This window comes from Roseovarius litoreus (genome assembly GCF_900142765.1).
GTDB lineage: Bacteria > Pseudomonadota > Alphaproteobacteria > Rhodobacterales > Rhodobacteraceae > Roseovarius > Roseovarius litoreus.
On record NZ_FRCB01000005.1, the window covers coordinates 96,720 to 112,936 of the forward strand.

Annotated in this window: 16 protein-coding genes and 2 tRNA genes; 4 read left to right on the top strand and 14 right to left on the bottom strand. The window is 62.7% G+C overall.

From position 1 onward, the window contains the following. Positions 1-2: 2 nt before the first annotated feature. The 8 genes from F3H35_RS11160 to F3H35_RS11195 all read right to left on the bottom strand — a co-directional run bounded on the left by F3H35_RS11160 (position 3) and on the right by F3H35_RS11195 (position 5,700). Positions 3-1,079, bottom strand: a complete 1,077-nt coding sequence (locus tag F3H35_RS11160; RefSeq protein WP_149779673.1) for a 2'-deoxycytidine 5'-triphosphate deaminase — start codon at positions 1,077-1,079, stop codon at positions 3-5. Positions 1,080-1,170: 91 nt separating this feature from the next. Beyond that, positions 1,171-1,247, bottom strand: a tRNA-Pro gene (locus F3H35_RS11165). A gap of 60 nt (positions 1,248-1,307) precedes the next feature. Continuing rightward, a complete protein-coding gene (locus F3H35_RS19040) occupies positions 1,308-2,264 on the bottom strand; it encodes a MerR family transcriptional regulator (protein ID WP_223228387.1) in 957 nt (318 codons plus the stop codon). A 14-nt stretch (positions 2,265-2,278) separates the two neighbouring features. Further along, positions 2,279-2,581 (bottom strand): integration host factor subunit alpha, encoded by a 303-nt coding sequence (gene ihfA / locus F3H35_RS11175; protein ID WP_149779674.1) that lies wholly within the window; start codon positions 2,579-2,581, stop codon positions 2,279-2,281. Positions 2,582-2,684: 103 nt separating this feature from the next. Beyond that, the gene (locus tag F3H35_RS11180) at positions 2,685-3,659 is read right to left on the bottom strand and encodes a beta-ketoacyl-ACP synthase III (protein ID WP_149779675.1); all 975 of its coding nucleotides are present in this window, start codon (positions 3,657-3,659) and stop codon (positions 2,685-2,687) included. Further along, a complete protein-coding gene (plsX, locus tag F3H35_RS11185) occupies positions 3,656-4,762 on the bottom strand; it encodes a phosphate acyltransferase PlsX (RefSeq protein ID WP_149779676.1) in 1,107 nt (368 codons plus the stop codon). The genes F3H35_RS11180 and plsX overlap by 4 nt, the downstream gene beginning before the upstream one ends. Positions 4,763-4,785: 23 nt before the next feature. Further along, on the bottom strand, positions 4,786-4,992 hold the full coding sequence (gene rpmF, locus F3H35_RS11190) for a 50S ribosomal protein L32 (protein ID WP_007815550.1): 207 nt from the start codon (positions 4,990-4,992) through the stop codon (positions 4,786-4,788). A 153-nt stretch (positions 4,993-5,145) separates the two neighbouring features. Continuing rightward, the gene (locus F3H35_RS11195) at positions 5,146-5,700 is read right to left on the bottom strand and encodes a YceD family protein (protein ID WP_149779677.1); all 555 of its coding nucleotides are present in this window, start codon (positions 5,698-5,700) and stop codon (positions 5,146-5,148) included. Between the two features lie 86 nt (positions 5,701-5,786). Between F3H35_RS11195 and F3H35_RS11200 the strand changes: the two genes are divergently transcribed. The 4 genes from F3H35_RS11200 (at position 5,787) to F3H35_RS11215 (ending at position 9,849) form a co-directional block, all read left to right on the top strand. Then, entirely contained in the window at positions 5,787-6,242 is a 456-nt protein-coding gene (locus F3H35_RS11200; protein ID WP_149779678.1) for an outer membrane protein assembly factor BamE, read from the top strand. 78 nt (positions 6,243-6,320) lie between these two features. Continuing rightward, a complete protein-coding gene (locus F3H35_RS11205) occupies positions 6,321-7,115 on the top strand; it encodes a GNAT family N-acetyltransferase (RefSeq protein ID WP_149779679.1) in 795 nt (264 codons plus the stop codon). Positions 7,116-7,177: 62 nt separating this feature from the next. Further along, complete coding sequence (locus F3H35_RS11210; RefSeq protein WP_149779680.1) at positions 7,178-9,013, top strand: ABC-F family ATP-binding cassette domain-containing protein; 1,836 nt, start codon at positions 7,178-7,180, stop codon at positions 9,011-9,013. A gap of 53 nt (positions 9,014-9,066) precedes the next feature. Further along, entirely contained in the window at positions 9,067-9,849 is a 783-nt protein-coding gene (locus F3H35_RS11215; protein ID WP_149779681.1) for a potassium channel family protein, read from the top strand. 12 nt (positions 9,850-9,861) lie between these two features. Here F3H35_RS11215 and F3H35_RS11220 read toward each other — a convergent pair whose 3' ends face one another. The 6 genes from F3H35_RS11220 to F3H35_RS11245 form a co-directional block, all read right to left on the bottom strand. After that, complete coding sequence (locus tag F3H35_RS11220; protein WP_149779682.1) at positions 9,862-10,617, bottom strand: SDR family NAD(P)-dependent oxidoreductase; 756 nt, start codon at positions 10,615-10,617, stop codon at positions 9,862-9,864. Positions 10,618-10,680: 63 nt separating this feature from the next. After that, positions 10,681-11,733, bottom strand: a complete 1,053-nt coding sequence (locus tag F3H35_RS11225) for an AbrB family transcriptional regulator (RefSeq protein ID WP_149779683.1) — start codon at positions 11,731-11,733, stop codon at positions 10,681-10,683. Between the two features lie 45 nt (positions 11,734-11,778). Continuing rightward, positions 11,779-14,019, bottom strand: a complete 2,241-nt coding sequence (locus F3H35_RS11230; RefSeq protein ID WP_149779684.1) for a xanthine dehydrogenase family protein molybdopterin-binding subunit — start codon at positions 14,017-14,019, stop codon at positions 11,779-11,781. Next, complete coding sequence (locus tag F3H35_RS11235; RefSeq protein WP_149779846.1) at positions 14,016-14,480, bottom strand: (2Fe-2S)-binding protein; 465 nt, start codon at positions 14,478-14,480, stop codon at positions 14,016-14,018. Before F3H35_RS11235 ends, F3H35_RS11230 begins: the two co-directional genes overlap by 4 nt. A 194-nt stretch (positions 14,481-14,674) precedes the next feature. Continuing rightward, positions 14,675-14,751: transfer RNA gene (locus F3H35_RS11240), tRNA-Arg, on the bottom strand. 58 nt (positions 14,752-14,809) lie between these two features. Then, a complete protein-coding gene (locus tag F3H35_RS11245) occupies positions 14,810-16,204 on the bottom strand; it encodes a sensor histidine kinase (protein WP_149779685.1) in 1,395 nt (464 codons plus the stop codon). Between the last annotated feature and the right edge of the window lie 13 nt (positions 16,205-16,217).

The following is a 16,217-nucleotide window of genomic DNA, read 5'->3' on the forward strand; positions in this document are numbered from 1 at the left end:
CCTCAGGCCGCGCGGAAATGCTTGCTGAGCTTAAGGCCCTGTCCCTGATAATTGGACTTGATGCCTGACCCGTAAAGCTGGTCAGGCACCTGGCTCATGCGTTCGTAAACCAGTCGCCCGACGATCTGCCCATGTTCCAGCACGAAAGGCGCCTCGTGACAGCGTACTTCGAGCACGCCGCGTGACCCGGCGCCGCCCGCCGCATCATGGCCGAAACCGGGGTCGAAAAAGCCCGCGTAATGCACCCGGAATTCACCGACCATGGCCAGATACGGGGCCATTTCAGCGGCATAGGCCGGCGGTATATGCACCGCCTCGCGACTGACAAGGATATAGAACGCACCGGGATCAAGGATGATGCGCCCCTTGCTCGAATGCACCTCTTCCCAGTATTCCGCCGGATCATAGCCGCCGATCCTGTCCAGATCGATGATGCCGGTATGGGGTTTGGCGCGATATCCTACCAGACTGCCCGCAGCCGGCTTGAGGTCAACCGAAAACCCCAGACCGTCGCTGATGACCGCGTCGCCATCGACAAGCGGGGTATCCTCATGCAGCTGGCGCAACGCGGCGTCATCCAGCACGGCCTGACCCTCGCGAAAGCGAATCTGGTTGAGCCGCATACCGGGCCGCACCAGAACGGAAAACGAGCGCGGACATATCTCGGCATAAAGCGGGCCAGAATAGCCCATCGGAACGCGATCGAACTCGGTGCCGCCATCGGTGATCGTCCGTGTCAGCAAATCCAGCCGCCCTGTCGAGGATTTTGCATTGGCCACCGCCTGCAGGCTGTCGGGCAGGTCCAGCGATTCCATGAGCGGCACAACATAGACGCAGCCTTTCTCAAGAACCGCGCCTTGCGTCAGATCGATGCGGTGCATCTCGAATTCGGGCAGCCGGTCGGCCACCGTGCACCCGTGACCGGCAAGAAACGACGCGCGCACGCGGTAGGCCACATCGCCAAGGCGCAAATCAAGGCTGGCCGGTTGAATCTGTTCCGGGGAAACGCCTGTTGTCGCTGAAATCCGTCCATCGGCAATCAGAGCCGAAATCTGCTGGCTGGCCAAAACACCGGTCATCTCGTCCCCTCTGATTGCCCGTGCCGAACAGTAACGGGCAGAATGCGCGCCGATGGTCAGCGTCGACAAGCAAGAGTGGGGACGGATTATTTGGTCGGGCTAGCAGGATTCGAACCTACGACCTCCCGTCCCCCAGACGGACGCGCTACCAGACTGCGCTATAGCCCGACTTGGGGTGTTACATACCTGTTTTGAGAACGGGAACAAGAGGAATTTGGAATTTTCCTCTCAGCTGTCGCGCCTATTTTCCGGGCGGTCCGTGACCTCGCGCAGACGTGCCATCAGGGTCCTGATCCGGTGACGTCTTTCCTCGGTGGCGGGCGCGGTCAGCGTGGCCAATCGAGACAAAAGGCCCGCGTCGGCCGCCATGTCATCGGCGGGATCGTCGGGCAGGGTGATCACAGCCGGTTTGGGCGCGGGCGGGGCAGGTGGCTCCGGTGCTGTCTCGGCGGGCGTGCTCTCGTCGATCTCAGCCTCAACGTCATCTTCAGCCACGGCTTCAACCGCAGCCTCAACCTCGGCTTCAGCCTCAACCGCCTTGTCGGTGTCCGCGATATCCCTGCGCTGGCTGAAGCTGGGCATGACGGGGGCCGCCGCGTCGACGTCTTCGCGCGCAGTCTCGGGCGCGTCCTCGGCGACCGCTGCATCGTCATCGCCGGGCGACATGTCGTCTTGCGCGCTGTCCTGACTGTCCTGCGCTGGCGTCTCGGGCACCTCGGCCAGTGGCTCGTCCGGCTCAACCTGCGCAGACGTCACCTCCTCGGCGGCAGGCTCGATCGCAGGTTCGCGATGCGCGGCCTCGGCAACCTCGATGTTGGGCTGCATGGCCACGATCTGCGCGCTGTCCTGCGCGCGATCCTCCGACGCCTCAACATGGGCTGAAGCGTCAACATACGCCTCAAGATCGCCATCGACAGGTTGGGACAAGGCCGCAACATGCCGCACGCCTTCTTCGCGCAGGATTTTCTGCACGCCCTTGATGGTCATGCCGTCATCATGCAGGAGCTTCTTGATCCCTCCAAGAAGCTCCATGTCCGCAGGTCTGTAATACCGCCGCCCGCCAGCCCGTTTGACGGGTTTCACCTGGCTGAACTTGCTTTCCCAGAAACGCAGAACATGCGCTGGCGTTTCCAGCCAGTCGGCCACTTCGCTGATGGTCCGGAAAGCGTCGGCGGATTTGGCCATATCCCGCTTTTATCCTAGCTTTTGTTGCCGGCCGAGACCCGATCTTTCATCAGATGAGAGGGACGAAAGGTCAGCACCCGGCGGGGGTTGATCGGAACCTCTTCTCCGGTCTTCGGATTGCGGCCGACGCGCGCCGATTTTTCGCGTACGGAAAATGTTCCGAAAGACGAAATCTTGACTTGTTCGCCACGGACCAAAGCATCCGACATATGGGCCAACACGCTTTCCACAAGCTCCGCGGAGTCATTTCGAGACAGCCCGACTTCGCGGAACACTGCCTCGCTCAGATCCATTCTGGTAAGTGTCTTTTCGCTCATCTCTATCCCTCTGGTTTGCACAGACTGTAGGTCGGAAGGAATTTCCGAGTCAATCTCAACTACTTGAAGAGGTATCTTTAAGCGGATATCGCGCGATTTGACATCACCAGCGCAAGACTACCGCGCCCCAGGCGAGCCCCCCGCCGATGGCTTCCGACAGCACGAGATCGCCGCGCTTGATCCGGCCTTCGGCCACCCCCACCGACAAGGCCAGCGGAATTGAGGCAGCCGAGGTGTTGCCGTGATCCTGCACCGTCACGATCACCTGATCCATGGACAGGCCCATTTTCTTGGCCGTGCCCTGGATGATGCGGATATTGGCCTGATGCGGCACGATCCAGTCCACATCCGTTCCCGTCAGACCGATCTTTTCCAGCGCATTCTGGGCGGTGCTGGTCAGTTTTTCCACCGCTTGCCGGAACAGCGGATTGCCCTGCATCCGCAATTTGCCGGCATGTCCCGTGCTCGATACCCCGCCATCCACATAGAGCATGTCGCGATATCGACCGTCGGAATTCAGGTCCGCCGACAGAATGCCACGATCCTCCTTGGTGCCGTCACCTTCATGCGCGCGCAGCACCACTGCGCCCGCGCCATCTCCGAACAGAACGCAGGTCGAGCGATCGGTCCAGTCCATGATCCGGCTGAAAGTCTCGGCGCCGATCACCAGCAGACATTTTGCCTGTCCGGCGAGAATCAGCGCATTGGCATTGGTCAGCGCATAGATGAATCCCGCACAGACCGCCTGCACGTCAAAGCCGAATCCGCGTGTCATGCCAAGATCGCGCTGCACCATGGTCGCCACCGACGGAAAGGTCAGGTCCGGGGTCGAGGTGGCAACGATGATCCCGTCTATCGCATCCACATCCAGCCCCGCATTCTCCAGCGCTGCACGCGCCGCGCGCGCCGCAAGATCCGAGGTCGTCTGACCGTCTGCCGCGAAATGGCGTCGCTCGATACCGGACCGCGTTTTGATCCACTCGTCCGATGTGTCCAACGTCTTTTCAAACTCGGAGTTCGGGACGATACGGTCCGGCAGGTAGTGCCCGACGCCTTCAACGACGGCACGAAGCGTCATTCGGTTTCACCGTTATTTCTTGTTTCTGCTGTGGCATCTTGGTCAAGCATGTTGGCGGATGCAACCCTTGCAGCCAGCTTTTCCGAAAAGCCTTTCTGCGCCAACTCATAGGCCAGCTTTACCGCCGACGAAACCCCCGTCGGATCGGCCGATCCGTGCGATTTCACCACCGTTCCATTCAGCCCGAGGAACACGCCGCCATTCGCGCGGCGCGGATCGATCCGCTTTTTCAGCCGCCGCAGCGACGTATAGGCCAGCACCGATGCAAGCTGCGACAGCGGTGAATACCGGAACGCTTCGCGCAGCAGCTGCGAGATCAGTTGCGCGATCCCTTCGCCGGTCTTCAGAGCCACATTGCCGGTGAACCCGTCGGTCACGATCACATCGCACACGGTGCCCGGCAGATCGCGCCCCTCGACGAAGCCCACGAATTCGAAATCCGCATGGCGCGCATTGGCGGAAATGAGGTCATAGGCCTCTTTCAGCTCGGCGCGGCCCTTGTGCTCTTCGGTGCCCACATTCAGCAGACCGACCCTCGGCCGCTCCAGCCCGAATCCATTGCGCGCATAGGAGGTTCCCATCAGCGCATATTGCATCAGGTCCTTGGCATCGGCCCGGATATCCGCGCCCCCGTCCAGCATGATGTTGAACCCTTGCGGATTGCGCGAGGGCCACATCACCGCGATGGCGGGCCGGTAAATTCCGCCCAGCTTGCGCAGCCGCATCACCGACAGCAGCATCAGCGCGCCGGTATTGCCACACGACACACAGACCGTCGCCTCACCGTTGCGCACGGATTCCAGCGCCGACCACATCGAGGTCTCGCGCCCGTTGCGCAGCACGTGGCTCGGCTTGTCCTCCATCTCCACGACATCGGCGGCATGCCTGATCTCGCAGCGCCCCGCAAGGTTGCTCCGCTTGGCCACCAGAGGTTCCAGAACCTCTTTCGGGCCATGCAGGATGAAGCCGATATCGGGGTTTTTCTTGGCCGAAAGCGAAATGCCGGCAACAACGGTTGCCGGCCCTTCATCGCCACCCATGGCGTCTACGGAGATAACGGTGCGTCCGGCGCGCGCGCGAGAATGGTCCATTCCTGCGGTCATGCGGACGTCCGCCCCCTGGATGCTCAGGCTGCGTCGTCGTCCAGATCGACGTCATCAACCATCGCGACCACTTCACGATCCGCGTAATGGCCACAGGCCGCGCAGATGTGATGCGGGCGCTTCAGCTCGCCGCAATTGGGGCATTCGTTGGGGTTGGCCGCAACGAGCGCGTCATGGGCGCGGCGATTGTTGCGGCGCGATTTCGATACCTTGTTCTGTTGGACAGCCATGTCGCAACCTCAATTTCCTGTGGGCCAGACCAGCCCTGTTTCACGAGTGTCCGCGGCTCATAATCCGTAGTGAGCCGGCGGTTCAACCCCAAATTCCGGTGGAAGCGCGAAAATACAGTGAATCGCCATCAGAGCAAGCCGTTTTTTGCCTGCTCAGCCTTTGTCTTCGAGTTTCTTTTTCAGCTCGGCGAGTTTTGCAAAGGGTTTGCGTTCTTCGGGGGCGATCGGCTCCGCGTCCGGCGGGGTGACCTCGGCCCCGTCAAAGCTGGCGGCATCGCTGCGCGGATAGTCGGGCAGGGCGAGTGTCAGCGCCTCGATCATCACCGCGGCCACATCGATCACATCCGCCAACGGCTCTTGCGTGTCGTCTTGTGGCATTTCCTGCTCATCGGCGAGCGCTTCATCCGGCATCTCGGCCAGGAACAGCCGGGTGATGTCCTCGTCCAGCCGCGTCTTCACGGGCTCCAGCGTCACCACGCAAGGCTGCACGACCGTCGCCCCGAGCCGCGCGTCAAGCTGCCAGTCGCGCCGCCCGACCGAGCGTATCTCGCCTGTGAATGACAATTTGCGCAGCCCCAGAAGCCCAAGTTGCCCGCAGATCGCATCAGTCTCGTCCCTCGAAGGGCGTAGAATGAACTGCGTCGGGCTGTGGGACGAAAGGTCCTTCACGCGGTAAACCGTCTTGTTGGAGACATTGTCTTGCGTCAAGGCACTCTCTTCCTTTCTTGAACCTGTGGCCCACCTTGTTGTAAGCGGGATAAAAGGCAATGCGTGCCAAGATCAAGAGGGCGGACATGATTGGTATCAGACAGCGACTGCGCGGCACCATGCTTGCGCTTGGTGTTCTTGCCCTCTCCGCCTGTTCCGCGACCTACCAGAACCACGGCTATATCCCGCCCGAGGAAGACCTCCAACAGCTTGTCGTCGGGGTCGACACGCGTGCGACCGTCGATGACGTGATCGGCCCGCCCTCTACTTCGGGCGTTCTGGAACAGGGCGATTACTACTATGTGCGCAGCCGGATCCGCGAATACGGCATGTACCGCCCCGAGGTGGTCGAGCGCCAGGTGCTCGCCATCAGCTTCGACAGTACCGACACGATCGCCAATATCGAGCGGTTCGGTCTCGAGGATGGTGTGGTCGTGCCGCTCTCGCGCCGGGTGACCGAATCTTCCGTGGTCGACAACAATTTCCTGCGCCAGTTGCTCAGCAATATCGGCAATATCGATCCGGGCGATATCTTCAACTGATGTCCGTCATGCCTGCGTCACGACTTGTGTGATACGCGATACCCAAGTAGCTTTCGGCGTGACTTGGGGTTTGGCCTGATGACGGCATTGAACAAGGGGCGCTACTCGGCACGGATCGCACAGAGTGCGGCCGATCTGGTTGCCTGCCAGCGGCTCAGGGCGCTGGCCTTTCTGAAATCCACCGATCCCGACCGGCTGGACCGCGATCCGTTCGACGCGACCTGCTCGCATTTCATGGTCGAAGAGCAGCATAGCGGCCGTCTGGTGTGCTGCTTTCGTCTGCTGCACCTGACAGGCGGCGCCGAGATCGAGCGCAGCTATTCGGCGCAATTCTATGAATTGTCGGCCTTGTCCGCCTTCGAGGGTCCGATGATCGAACTTGGGCGATTCTGTATCCATCCAGACATGCGCGACCCCGATATCCTGCGTGTCGCATGGGGGGCCATGACGCGCTATGTCGATCAGCACGGGGTCGAGATGCTGTTCGGCTGTTCGTCCTTTCAAGGCGTCGATGCCGAGACCTATCTGGATGCCTTCGCGATGCTTGCGGCACGCCATATCGCACCGCGTCGCTGGCTGCCCCGGATCAAGGCACCCTCGGTCTTTCGATTCGCGCAAAAGCTTGCCCGCCGCCGGCCCGACACAAGACTGGCCATGCTGCGGATGCCGCCCTTGCTGCGGACCTATCTCTTGATGGGCGGGTGGGTCAGCGATCATGCCGTGGTCGATCGCCAGCTGGATACGCTGCATGTGTTCACCGGGCTGGAAATCGCCGCCATTCCGGATGCGCGCAAGCGGCTGTTGCGCGCCGTGGCGGCCCCCTCCGGCGATCCCGTGATGCACCGACGCGATACCGACGTGATACCGACGTGATACCGACATGCGTTTTTGCGCCACCGCTTGACGCCACCCTGGCCGCGGGATAGCCCGCGTTCATGGCACGTGCACCGCTTCTCCAGCTCTCGGATATCTCGCTCACCTTCGGCGGAGGGCCGATCTTCGACGGGGTCTCTCTGGTCATTCAGCCGGGGGACCGGGTGGCCTTGGTGGGGCGGAACGGATCGGGGAAATCGACGCTGATGAAGGTCATGGCCGGTCTTGTCGAGGCGGACAAGGGCGAGCGTGTGGTGCCCCCGGGAACGAGTGTTGGATACATGGAGCAACACCCTGAAATGGCAGGGTTTTCCACGTTGGGCGAATTTGCCGCCAGCACGCTTGATCCGGCCGAGCATTACCGTGTCGAGATGGCGGCGGAGGGTCTCAAGTTCGACCCGTCAACCCCCGTCGCAACCGCCTCGGGCGGCGAGAGACGGCGGGCCGCGCTGGCCAAACTGATGGCCGAAGCGCCGGATCTGATGCTGCTGGACGAGCCGACCAACCATCTCGACATCGAAGCGATCGCCTGGCTCGAGGCCGAGTTGACGCAAACCCGCGCGGCCTTTGTGCTGATCAGCCACGACCGCGCGTTTTTACGCGAACTTACCCGTGCAACCCTCTGGATAGACAGGGGAAAAATACTTCGTCAGGAAAAGGGTTTCGACGCGTTCGAAGCCTGGCGTGACAAAGTGTGGGAAGAAGAGGACCAGGCCCGCCACAAGCTTGACCGCAAGATCAAGGCCGAAGCCCGATGGGCCGTCGAGGGAATCAGCGCCCGCCGCAAACGCAATCAGGGCCGCGTCCGGAACCTTCAAGCCATGCGCGCCGAACGTTCGGCTCAGATCAGGCGTCAGGGCGCCGCCGCCATGGGGCTGGAAGCTGGGCAGAAATCGGGCAAGCGCGTTATTGAAGCGCGTGGGATTTCAAAGGTTTACGATGGAAAGCCGATCCTGCGCGATTTCTCGATCCGCATCCAGCGCGGCGAGCGTCTGGCCTTTGTCGGACCCAACGGGGTGGGCAAGACCACCCTGCTGAAGATGCTTCTGAAAGAGGTCGAGCCGGATACCGGCACGGTCGAGCATGGCACCAACCTGATGCCCGCCGTCTTCGATCAGGCGCGCGCACAGCTTGATCCGGAAATGACGCTCTGGGACAGTCTGACCGGTGACAAGGACATGCGCGTTTCGGGCCAGGCGGATCAGGTCATGGTACGTGGACAGCCGCGACATGTGGTTGGCTATCTCAAGGACTTCCTGTTCGATGAGCGGCAGGCAAGAGCGCCTGTTAAGTCCTTGTCAGGCGGGGAAAAAGCGCGTTTGCTTCTGGCCAAGTTGATGGCGCGGGAAAGCAATCTTCTGGTGTTGGACGAACCGACCAACGATCTGGATATCGAAACGCTCGACCTGTTGCAGGAACTTCTGGACGACTATGACGGGACGGTTCTTCTGGTCAGTCACGACCGGGATTTCCTTGACCGGATCGCGACCACGACCATTGCGATGGAAGGCGACGGGCAGGCGACGGTCTATGCCGGTGGATGGTCGGACTACCGCGCCCAAAGGGCCGAGGCCATGGCCGGGAAAGAACTCCCGGCAGAGCCTAAAAAGCCCACAAAAACAACGGCAAAGCAAGAGACGCCCACCCCGCGAAACTCCGCCAAATCCAAGCTGTCCTTTACTGAAAAGCACAGGCTCGAGACGCTACCCGACGAGATCGCGCGACTGGAGGCCGAGATCGCCAAGCTGGAAAGCCTGCTGGCCGATCCGCAGCTTTTCACCCGCGAACCGGTCAAGTTTCAAAAGGCGACCGAGGCCTTGACCAGCCGTCAGGCGGCGCTGAGTGCCGCCGAGGACGAGTGGATGGCGCTTGAGGAAAAAGCCGAAAATCTCGGCTGAATCGGCGTGTCGGTATTGCGTCGGTATCACGTCGGTATAACGTCGGTGCTGTCATGACGGAAAACAGGTCACTTCAGGACGAGGTCAGGCTGCTTTACGAGGGTCGCAGCAAGCGTGCCACGCGGTTCCGCTATGGGCTGCTGATCTTCGATTTTGTCACGATCCTGTTCTTTTTGGCCACGGCCTCCATGGCCTTTGCCCCGTGGATCCTGGTGGCGGATATCGTGATCGGCCTTCTGATCGCGCTGGATCTGGGCGCGCGGTTCTGGATTTCAAAGGAGCGCCTTCGGCTGCTGCGGCGGGTCTATATCCTGGTGGACATCGTCGTGCTGGCCTCGCTGGTGGCGGCACCGTTCATGGGGCAGGGGCTGGCGGTGCTGCGCGTGCTCAGGTCGCTGCGCTTGATCCATTCCTATCACCTGCTGCGTGATCTGCGCCGCGATGTGCTGTTCTTTCGCCGACATGAGGACGCGATCATCGCCGCGATGAACCTGACGGTCTTCATCTTTGCGATGACGGCCTTGGTCTTTGCGCTGCGCGGCGGGGATGAGCCGGGCCTCAATACCTATGTGGATGCGCTCTATTTCACAGTGGCGACGCTGACCACCACCGGGTTCGGCGATATCACCATGACAACCACCATGGGGCGGTTGCTGTCCGTGGGGATCATGGTGGTGGGGGTGGGCCTGTTCCTGCAATTGGTCAGGGCGATCTTTTCACCTGCGAAGGTCAAGCACAAATGCCAGAATTGCGGATTGCTCAAGCATGACGTGGATGCGATCCACTGCAAGCATTGTGGCGAGGAGCTAAATATCGAGACGGAAGGCGCGCTTTGAAGGGAGCAGCTCTCACTGCATCCGCAGCGCGCCATCAAGGCGGATCACCTCGCCGTTGAGATAGTCGCATTCCACGATGAAGCGGGCGAGCGATGCATATTCCGCCGGATCGCCGAGACGCTTCGGGAAGGTCACATCCTGCGCCAGCTGGTCCTGCACCTCTTGCGGCAAGCCTTGCATCATCGGAGTGAGGAAAATGCCCGGAGCGATGGCCATGACGCGAATGCCTTCACGCGCCAGATCGCGCGCCATGGGCAGGCTGAGGCCGACGATGCCGCCTTTGGACGCAGCATAGGCCGCCTGACCTTTCTGGCCATCGAAGGCTGCGATGGAGGCGGTGTTTATGATGACGCCGCGCGCACCATGGGGGCCGGGGGCGTTTTGCGCGATCTCGGCGGCGGCCAGGCGGGCTACGTTGAAACTGCCGATCAGGTTGATGTCGATGGTGCGCTGGAAGGCTGCAAGATCATGCGGGCCGTTTTTGCCGAGGGTCTTTTCCCCGGTGGCGATCCCGGCGCAGTTCACCGCTGTCGTGATCTGCCCCATATGGGCCTTGGCGGTGGCGATCGCATGGGCGACCGAGGCCTCGTCGGTGACGTCGGTTTCCACGAAGGTCGCGCCGATCTCGCTGGCGGTGGCGGCGCTGCGTTCGGCATCACGGTCAAGGATGGTGACCTGTGCGCCGTGCTGGCGGAAATGGCGGGCGGTCGCTTCACCGAGGCCCGAGGCGCCCCCGGTGATGATGGCTGAGGTCTGGTCGATGCGCATTCCGGAAGGTCCCCGCTTGCATTAAATGAACATTCGTTCAGATATCGCAGGTGGCGCGGTCTGTCAAAGGTGACGGCGCAGCAGGCGTCCGATGAGCGAAAGGCCGATGACTGTCACGAGGATGCGCCAGATGTGATGCAGCGTCACGAGCGCGGGGTTGGCTTGCAGCGACAGGGCGACAAGCGCCATTTCCGTGACCCCGCCGGGGGCGAAGCTGATGAGCATGACATCGAACGGCTCGCCCATGAAAAGATGCAGTGCCTCGGCAAAGACCGCCGCCATCAGAAGCATCCCCCCGACCGAGATGAACGACAGGCGCGCGCCGCGCAGGATCACCGTAGGCCCAAGCCCGGTGAAGCGCATGCCAAGCGCCGTGCCGACCACGATCTGTGCGATGTTCACCAGCCATTGAGGCATGTCGATGTGATAGAGATCGCTGACCGACAGGGCTGCTGCGACAGCCATGGGGCCGGTCAGTTGCCGTGCGGGCAGGCGGAGCAGGTGTCCGACGACGATACCGGCAAGACCGGCCAGCGCGATCAGAGGCAGGCTGGACCATGGCACGGCATCCCGCGCGAATGTCATTCCGGCGGAACTTCCGATCGGCGCCCCGATCCAGAGAGACAGGCCGATGGGCAGCAGCGTCACCACAAGAATGATGCGCAGGAATTGCTGCAGGATCAGGCGGGCCGGATCGGCGCCCGCCTCCTCGCCCATGGCAAGCGCTTCGAAGAGGCCCCCGGGTGAGGCGGAGTAGAAGGCTGTGGCCTTGTCATAGCCGCCCAGGAGGCGGAATACGGCGTAGTTGAAGCCATGCGACAGCACCACGAATAGAGCCAGAGCAGAGAAGCTGACGCCCAGCAGGGGCAGGGTCTGAAAAAGATCGGCGGTGACCTGTGCGCCGATAATCAACCCGATCACCGTGATGAACGTCACCCTGAGCCAGTTCGGAAAGCCATACCCCTCGGGCAGGAGCCGGCCACCGGCGGTGGCGATTGTCGCGCTGACCAGCAGGGGGCCGATCAGGAACGGCAGCGGCAGGCCTGCCCATTGCGCGGCAAAGGCGCCGATGGAGCAAAGGCATAACAGGGCGGATGTGGTGGCCGGGTGCTGCATACCACCATGAAGCACCGCGCGCGGGGCAGGGCAAGCCCTTGACCGTCAGACGAAATCGATATGTCGGTTGAACGGCATGTCACGCAGGCGCTGCCCGGTGGCGGCGAAAATGGCATTGGCGAGCGCCGGGGCGGCCGGGGGCACCGGGGGTTCGCCGACGCCGCGCACATGGCTGTCGTTCTCGAGCCCGCGCACGGTGATCACGGGGCATTGATATTGGCGCAGGAACGGGAAACTGTCGAAATTGCGTTGTTCCGTCTGGCCATCGGAGAAGGTGGTTTCGGCCATGATGGCATGGCCAAGCCCCCAGATCACGCCGCCCTGCACCTGATTTTCGAAATTGATCGGGTCGATCACGCGGCCCACTTCGGCTGCGACAAAGACCTTGTCGATGCGGATGCCGTCCTGTGTGGCGGTGAGTTCGACCACCTCGGCACAGGGCACGCCGAAGGACAGACAATAGGCGACGCCGCGCCCGCGGCCTTGCGGCAGTGGCGATCCCCAGTTCGACATCTCGCCGACCGCTTCGAGCACCTTGCGCGAGGGGGCGTGAGTGCACAGGCGCAGCCGTTCCTCCAGCGGGTCGGCGCCGGCGGCATGGATCAGCTCGTCGAGAAAGCTGTCGTGGAAAAACCCGTTGGTCGAGGCACCCACCGATCGCCACGAGCTGATCGGGGCGAGCGCGGGGGCACGGTAGCCGGTGACGCGGTAGTGGGGGATCGCGAAGGGCTGATCCCATGCGCCTGCCACGATCTGAAGATCCGGTCCGGCCACAGGCAGGCCAAGGCGCCCCATCTGCGAGGCGATCACCGAGGGCATGGCGATGCCCAGATCGCAGGCCATCACACGGCCATCGGCAACCGCGCCGCGCCCACGCGCCATGGCGATCTGACGGGGGTAGTCATGGGCCATGTCCTCTTCGCGAGAGAGCGTCAGTTTGACCGGACGGCCGGGTGCGGCCATGGCGAGTTCGGCCGCCTGCCGCACCACCAGATCCTCGAGTCGGTGACCGAAGCTGCCGCCGGCCATCTGCACATGGACATGCACATCGGCGCTGTCATGGCCGGTGATCTCGGCCACATGGGTCTGCACGAAGCGGGGGATCTGCGTGGCGGTCCAGACATCGACGCGCTCAGGCGTGACGCGCACGGTGGCGTTGACGGGCTCGAGCGGGGCATGGGCGAGGTAGGGCGCGCGGTATTCGGCGGTGACCTGATCGGAGGCGGCAAGGGTCGCGTCAACATCGCCGTCGTCGCGGTTGCGACTGTCGATCCGGTCGTCGGTGAAGCTGTCGGCGAGCGCCTGCCAATGCGCGTCCATCTCGGGCGGGAACGGGGCAGGGCCCCAGTCGATCTCGATGGCTTGCACCGCCTGCATCGCGCGCCAGCTGTTGTCGGCCAGAACGCCAATGCCCCCGGTGATCGGGACGATCTGCTGCACGCCGCGCATCGCGCGCGCGGCGGTGGCGTCATGCGCCAGCATCGCACCGCCCGGACGCGGATTGCTGCGCACGGCGGCATGGAGCATGTCGTCGAATTTCAGGTCGATGCCATATCCTTGGGTGCCGGTGGATTTGGCCACGATATCAAGGCGCTGCATATCCTGTCCGATCAGGCGCCATTGCGCGGGATCGCGAAGGACGACATCTGTCACCGGCTCAAGAGCGGCGGCCTCTGTGGCCAGATCGGTATAGGGCAGGCGGCTGCCATCGGGCAGGATCACGGCGCCCTGTTCGGTCTGCATCGCGGATCGTGGCGTGCCGGTCTTGACCTCGGCGGCGGCCTTGAGCGTTTCGCGCGCCACGGCGCCGGCATGGCGCAGTTTGTCCCATGCGTCTGGCACGGTGGTGGAGCCGCCGGTGATCTGGATGCCCATGAATTTCATCGGCGCGTCCATCACCGCGCGGCTGGTCCGGGCGAGAAATCCGTCATCTGTGGCCGGGAACGGCACGGCGTCACCTGCGAGTGCGGTGTTGTAATAGGCCGGATCGGGCGGGCCGGGATCGACGGTGACCTGATCGAGTGTCACGTCGAGTTCCTCGGCGATCAAGGCGGCTTGCAGGTGATAGGCCCCCTGGCCCAGATCGGCGCGTGGCGTAATCAGGGTCACGCCGTCGGCTGTGACAAGCACATATGGGGTCAGCGCGGCCTGCCCGGGTTCCAGCCGGTCCAGCAAGGGATTGTCATGAGGGCGGCGGTACAGGACGACGCCAAAGGCCACGCCGCCTGCGACGGCGGCCGAGCCGATCAGGAAGCTGCGGCGCCCGATCTTTGCGGCGCGGCTCATTTCGAGGCCTCTGCCAGCGTGGCGGCCGCGGTTTTGACGGCGGCGCGGATGCGCGGATAGGTGCCGCAGCGGCACAGGTTGCCGCTCATCGCGTCGTCGATATCGGCATCATCGGGCGCCGGTGTCGTGGCCAGAAGGGCCGCGGCCTGCATGATCTGACCGGATTGGCAGTAGCCGCATTGCGCCACCTGATGCGTGATCCATGCGGCCTGCACGGCGTGGAGCGTCTCGGGGGTGCCGAGCCCGTGAATGGTGGTGACAGGGCCCCAGACATCGCCCGCGGCAACCTGACAGGAGCGCACCGCCTGCCCGTCGATATGCACCGTGCAGGCACCACATTGGGCGATCCCACAGCCGTATTTCACACCGGTGAGGCCCAGTTCATCCCGCAGGACCCACAAAAGCGGCATCTCGGTTTCGATGTCGAGCTCGTGGTCGGTGCCGTCGACGGTCAGTTTCATGCGCAAGCCCCGGTCGGATATGGTTGTCATCCTAGGTAAGCGGTGATGCCGCATTTTCCAGAACGGGTGACGTGAGGACACATGGAATAAGGGGTGAGCCGACGCGCGACAAGCCGCGCCCCACGTAGAATAGAGTGCTTCAGCGGTCAGCGCATCGCGACCGCGCCACATCATCACCTGCTATGCGAGGGAAGTGGCGGACCGAGGAGGATTCGAACCCCCGACCCCCTGATTCGTAGTCAGGTACTCTATCCAGCTGAGCTATCGGTCCGTGAGGGCGGGATGTAGACTTTGCCGTCCGGCAATGCAAGGGGGTCCGGCAGAAAAACTCAGGTGTTTTCCAGACCGCCCTTGGGAAGCGTGATCTTGAACACCGTGCCGGTTTTGTCCGAGCGTTCCAGCGTCAGTTCGCCGCCATGGCCACGCACCAGCTCGGAGGCGATATTGAGGCCCAGACCGCTGCCGCCCTTGGTGGCTCGGCCATGAAACGGCTGGAACAAGAACTCACGCGCCTTGGGCGGAAGGCCAGGGCCGGTATCGGTGACGCGGATGATCCAGTCGGCCTCGGTCTCGAGGGCGGCGATGTTGATTTCGCCCGGCGTGCCGCTCGAGACGATGGCCTGCCGTGCATTGCGCACCAGATTCGAGATGACGCGATAGATCTGTTCGGCATCGGCGCGGATCGTCATGGCGCCGGGGATATCCTCGGAAAAGCTGACCTCGCCATCGCCCACGGACAGTCGTTCGCTGTCGATCACATCGCTCACGATATCGGCCAGATAGGCGCGCCCAAGGGTGGGGCCGGGTTCTTCGGCGCGGCCATAGGCGAGGGTGGATTCGCACAGATGAACGGCGCGGGTGATCGAATTGACCAGCTTGGGGGCCATACGCTTGACCGTCGGATCCTCGCTCATTTCCAGGCGGTCGGTGAAAAGCTGCGCCGATGTCAGGATGTTGCGCAGGTCATGGCTGACCTTGGCGACGGCGGCGCCCAGTTGCGCCAGACGGTCCTTTTGCTTGAGAGAGCTGGTCAGCTGGGTCTGCATGAGCTGAAGCGTCTCTTCGGCCTCGCGCAATTCGGTGACGCCTGCCGAGGGGGTGATGACGCGGCGCCCGTCTTCGGGGGCGGCGGCATAGGATTGCATATGGCCCACGACGCGCTTGATCGGTTTCACCAGAAGGCTGCGGACGGCCAGAAATAGCAGGATCGCCGTGACGGCCGAGATGACTGCCGACAGCAACAGAATGCGCAAGCCGTAGTCGATCATCGCGTCGCGCAACTCGCGTGTGTCCAGTGTCACCTCGATCAGAATACCCGCCATGCGCACCGGATTGCCGATCACCCGGATCACCTGTGGTTCGGGCGTGGCGAGCCGGATCATCGCATCGCGGATCAGTTCGAGCGCGGTGGCGTCGCGCAGATCATAGGTGGCGGTGATCGGCGCGGGGATGGGCGAGGACAGGACCAGTTGTCGGGCCTCGTCGCGGCGTAGCACCACGTTGAAAACACCGGCATTGCGCAGCAATTCGTCCTGCAGTTCGGGGCTGATATCCTCTTTGGCCAGCAGGGCCAGCGACGCGATCTGCGACCGGTCCAGACGCGAGATAAGAAAATCCTCACGGTAGCGCGCGATGGAGGGCACGAAGATCAGCACTTCGGCCAGCATCACGAAGAGCACCGTCAGTATGAGGAACCGCCCCGATAATGATCTCAACCATCGCATCTTGCGCGCCCGT

Bases quoted from the DNA above. Each gene is read 5' to 3' on its own strand.
- F3H35_RS11160 (WP_149779673.1), bottom strand. From the start codon at position 1,079: ATGACCGGTGTTTTGGCCAGCCAGCAGATTTCGGCTCTGATTGCCGAT.
- F3H35_RS19040 (WP_223228387.1), bottom strand. From the start codon at position 2,264: ATGGCCAAATCCGCCGACGCTTTCCGGACCATCAGCGAAGTGGCCGAC.
- ihfA (WP_149779674.1), bottom strand. From the start codon at position 2,581: ATGAGCGAAAAGACACTTACCAGAATGGATCTGAGCGAGGCAGTGTTC.
- F3H35_RS11180 (WP_149779675.1), bottom strand. From the start codon at position 3,659: ATGACGCTTCGTGCCGTCGTTGAAGGCGTCGGGCACTACCTGCCGGAC.
- plsX (WP_149779676.1), bottom strand. From the start codon at position 4,762: ATGACCGCAGGAATGGACCATTCTCGCGCGCGCGCCGGACGCACCGTT.
- rpmF (WP_007815550.1), bottom strand. From the start codon at position 4,992: ATGGCTGTCCAACAGAACAAGGTATCGAAATCGCGCCGCAACAATCGC.
- F3H35_RS11200 (WP_149779678.1), top strand. From the start codon at position 5,787: ATGATTGGTATCAGACAGCGACTGCGCGGCACCATGCTTGCGCTTGGT.
- F3H35_RS11205 (WP_149779679.1), top strand. From the start codon at position 6,321: ATGACGGCATTGAACAAGGGGCGCTACTCGGCACGGATCGCACAGAGT.
- F3H35_RS11210 (WP_149779680.1), top strand. From the start codon at position 7,178: ATGGCACGTGCACCGCTTCTCCAGCTCTCGGATATCTCGCTCACCTTC.
- F3H35_RS11215 (WP_149779681.1), top strand. From the start codon at position 9,067: ATGACGGAAAACAGGTCACTTCAGGACGAGGTCAGGCTGCTTTACGAG.
- F3H35_RS11220 (WP_149779682.1), bottom strand. From the start codon at position 10,617: ATGCGCATCGACCAGACCTCAGCCATCATCACCGGGGGCGCCTCGGGC.
- F3H35_RS11225 (WP_149779683.1), bottom strand. From the start codon at position 11,733: ATGCAGCACCCGGCCACCACATCCGCCCTGTTATGCCTTTGCTCCATC.
- F3H35_RS11230 (WP_149779684.1), bottom strand. From the start codon at position 14,019: ATGAGCCGCGCCGCAAAGATCGGGCGCCGCAGCTTCCTGATCGGCTCG.
- F3H35_RS11235 (WP_149779846.1), bottom strand. From the start codon at position 14,480: ATGAAACTGACCGTCGACGGCACCGACCACGAGCTCGACATCGAAACC.
- F3H35_RS11245 (WP_149779685.1), bottom strand. From the start codon at position 16,204: ATGCGATGGTTGAGATCATTATCGGGGCGGTTCCTCATACTGACGGTG.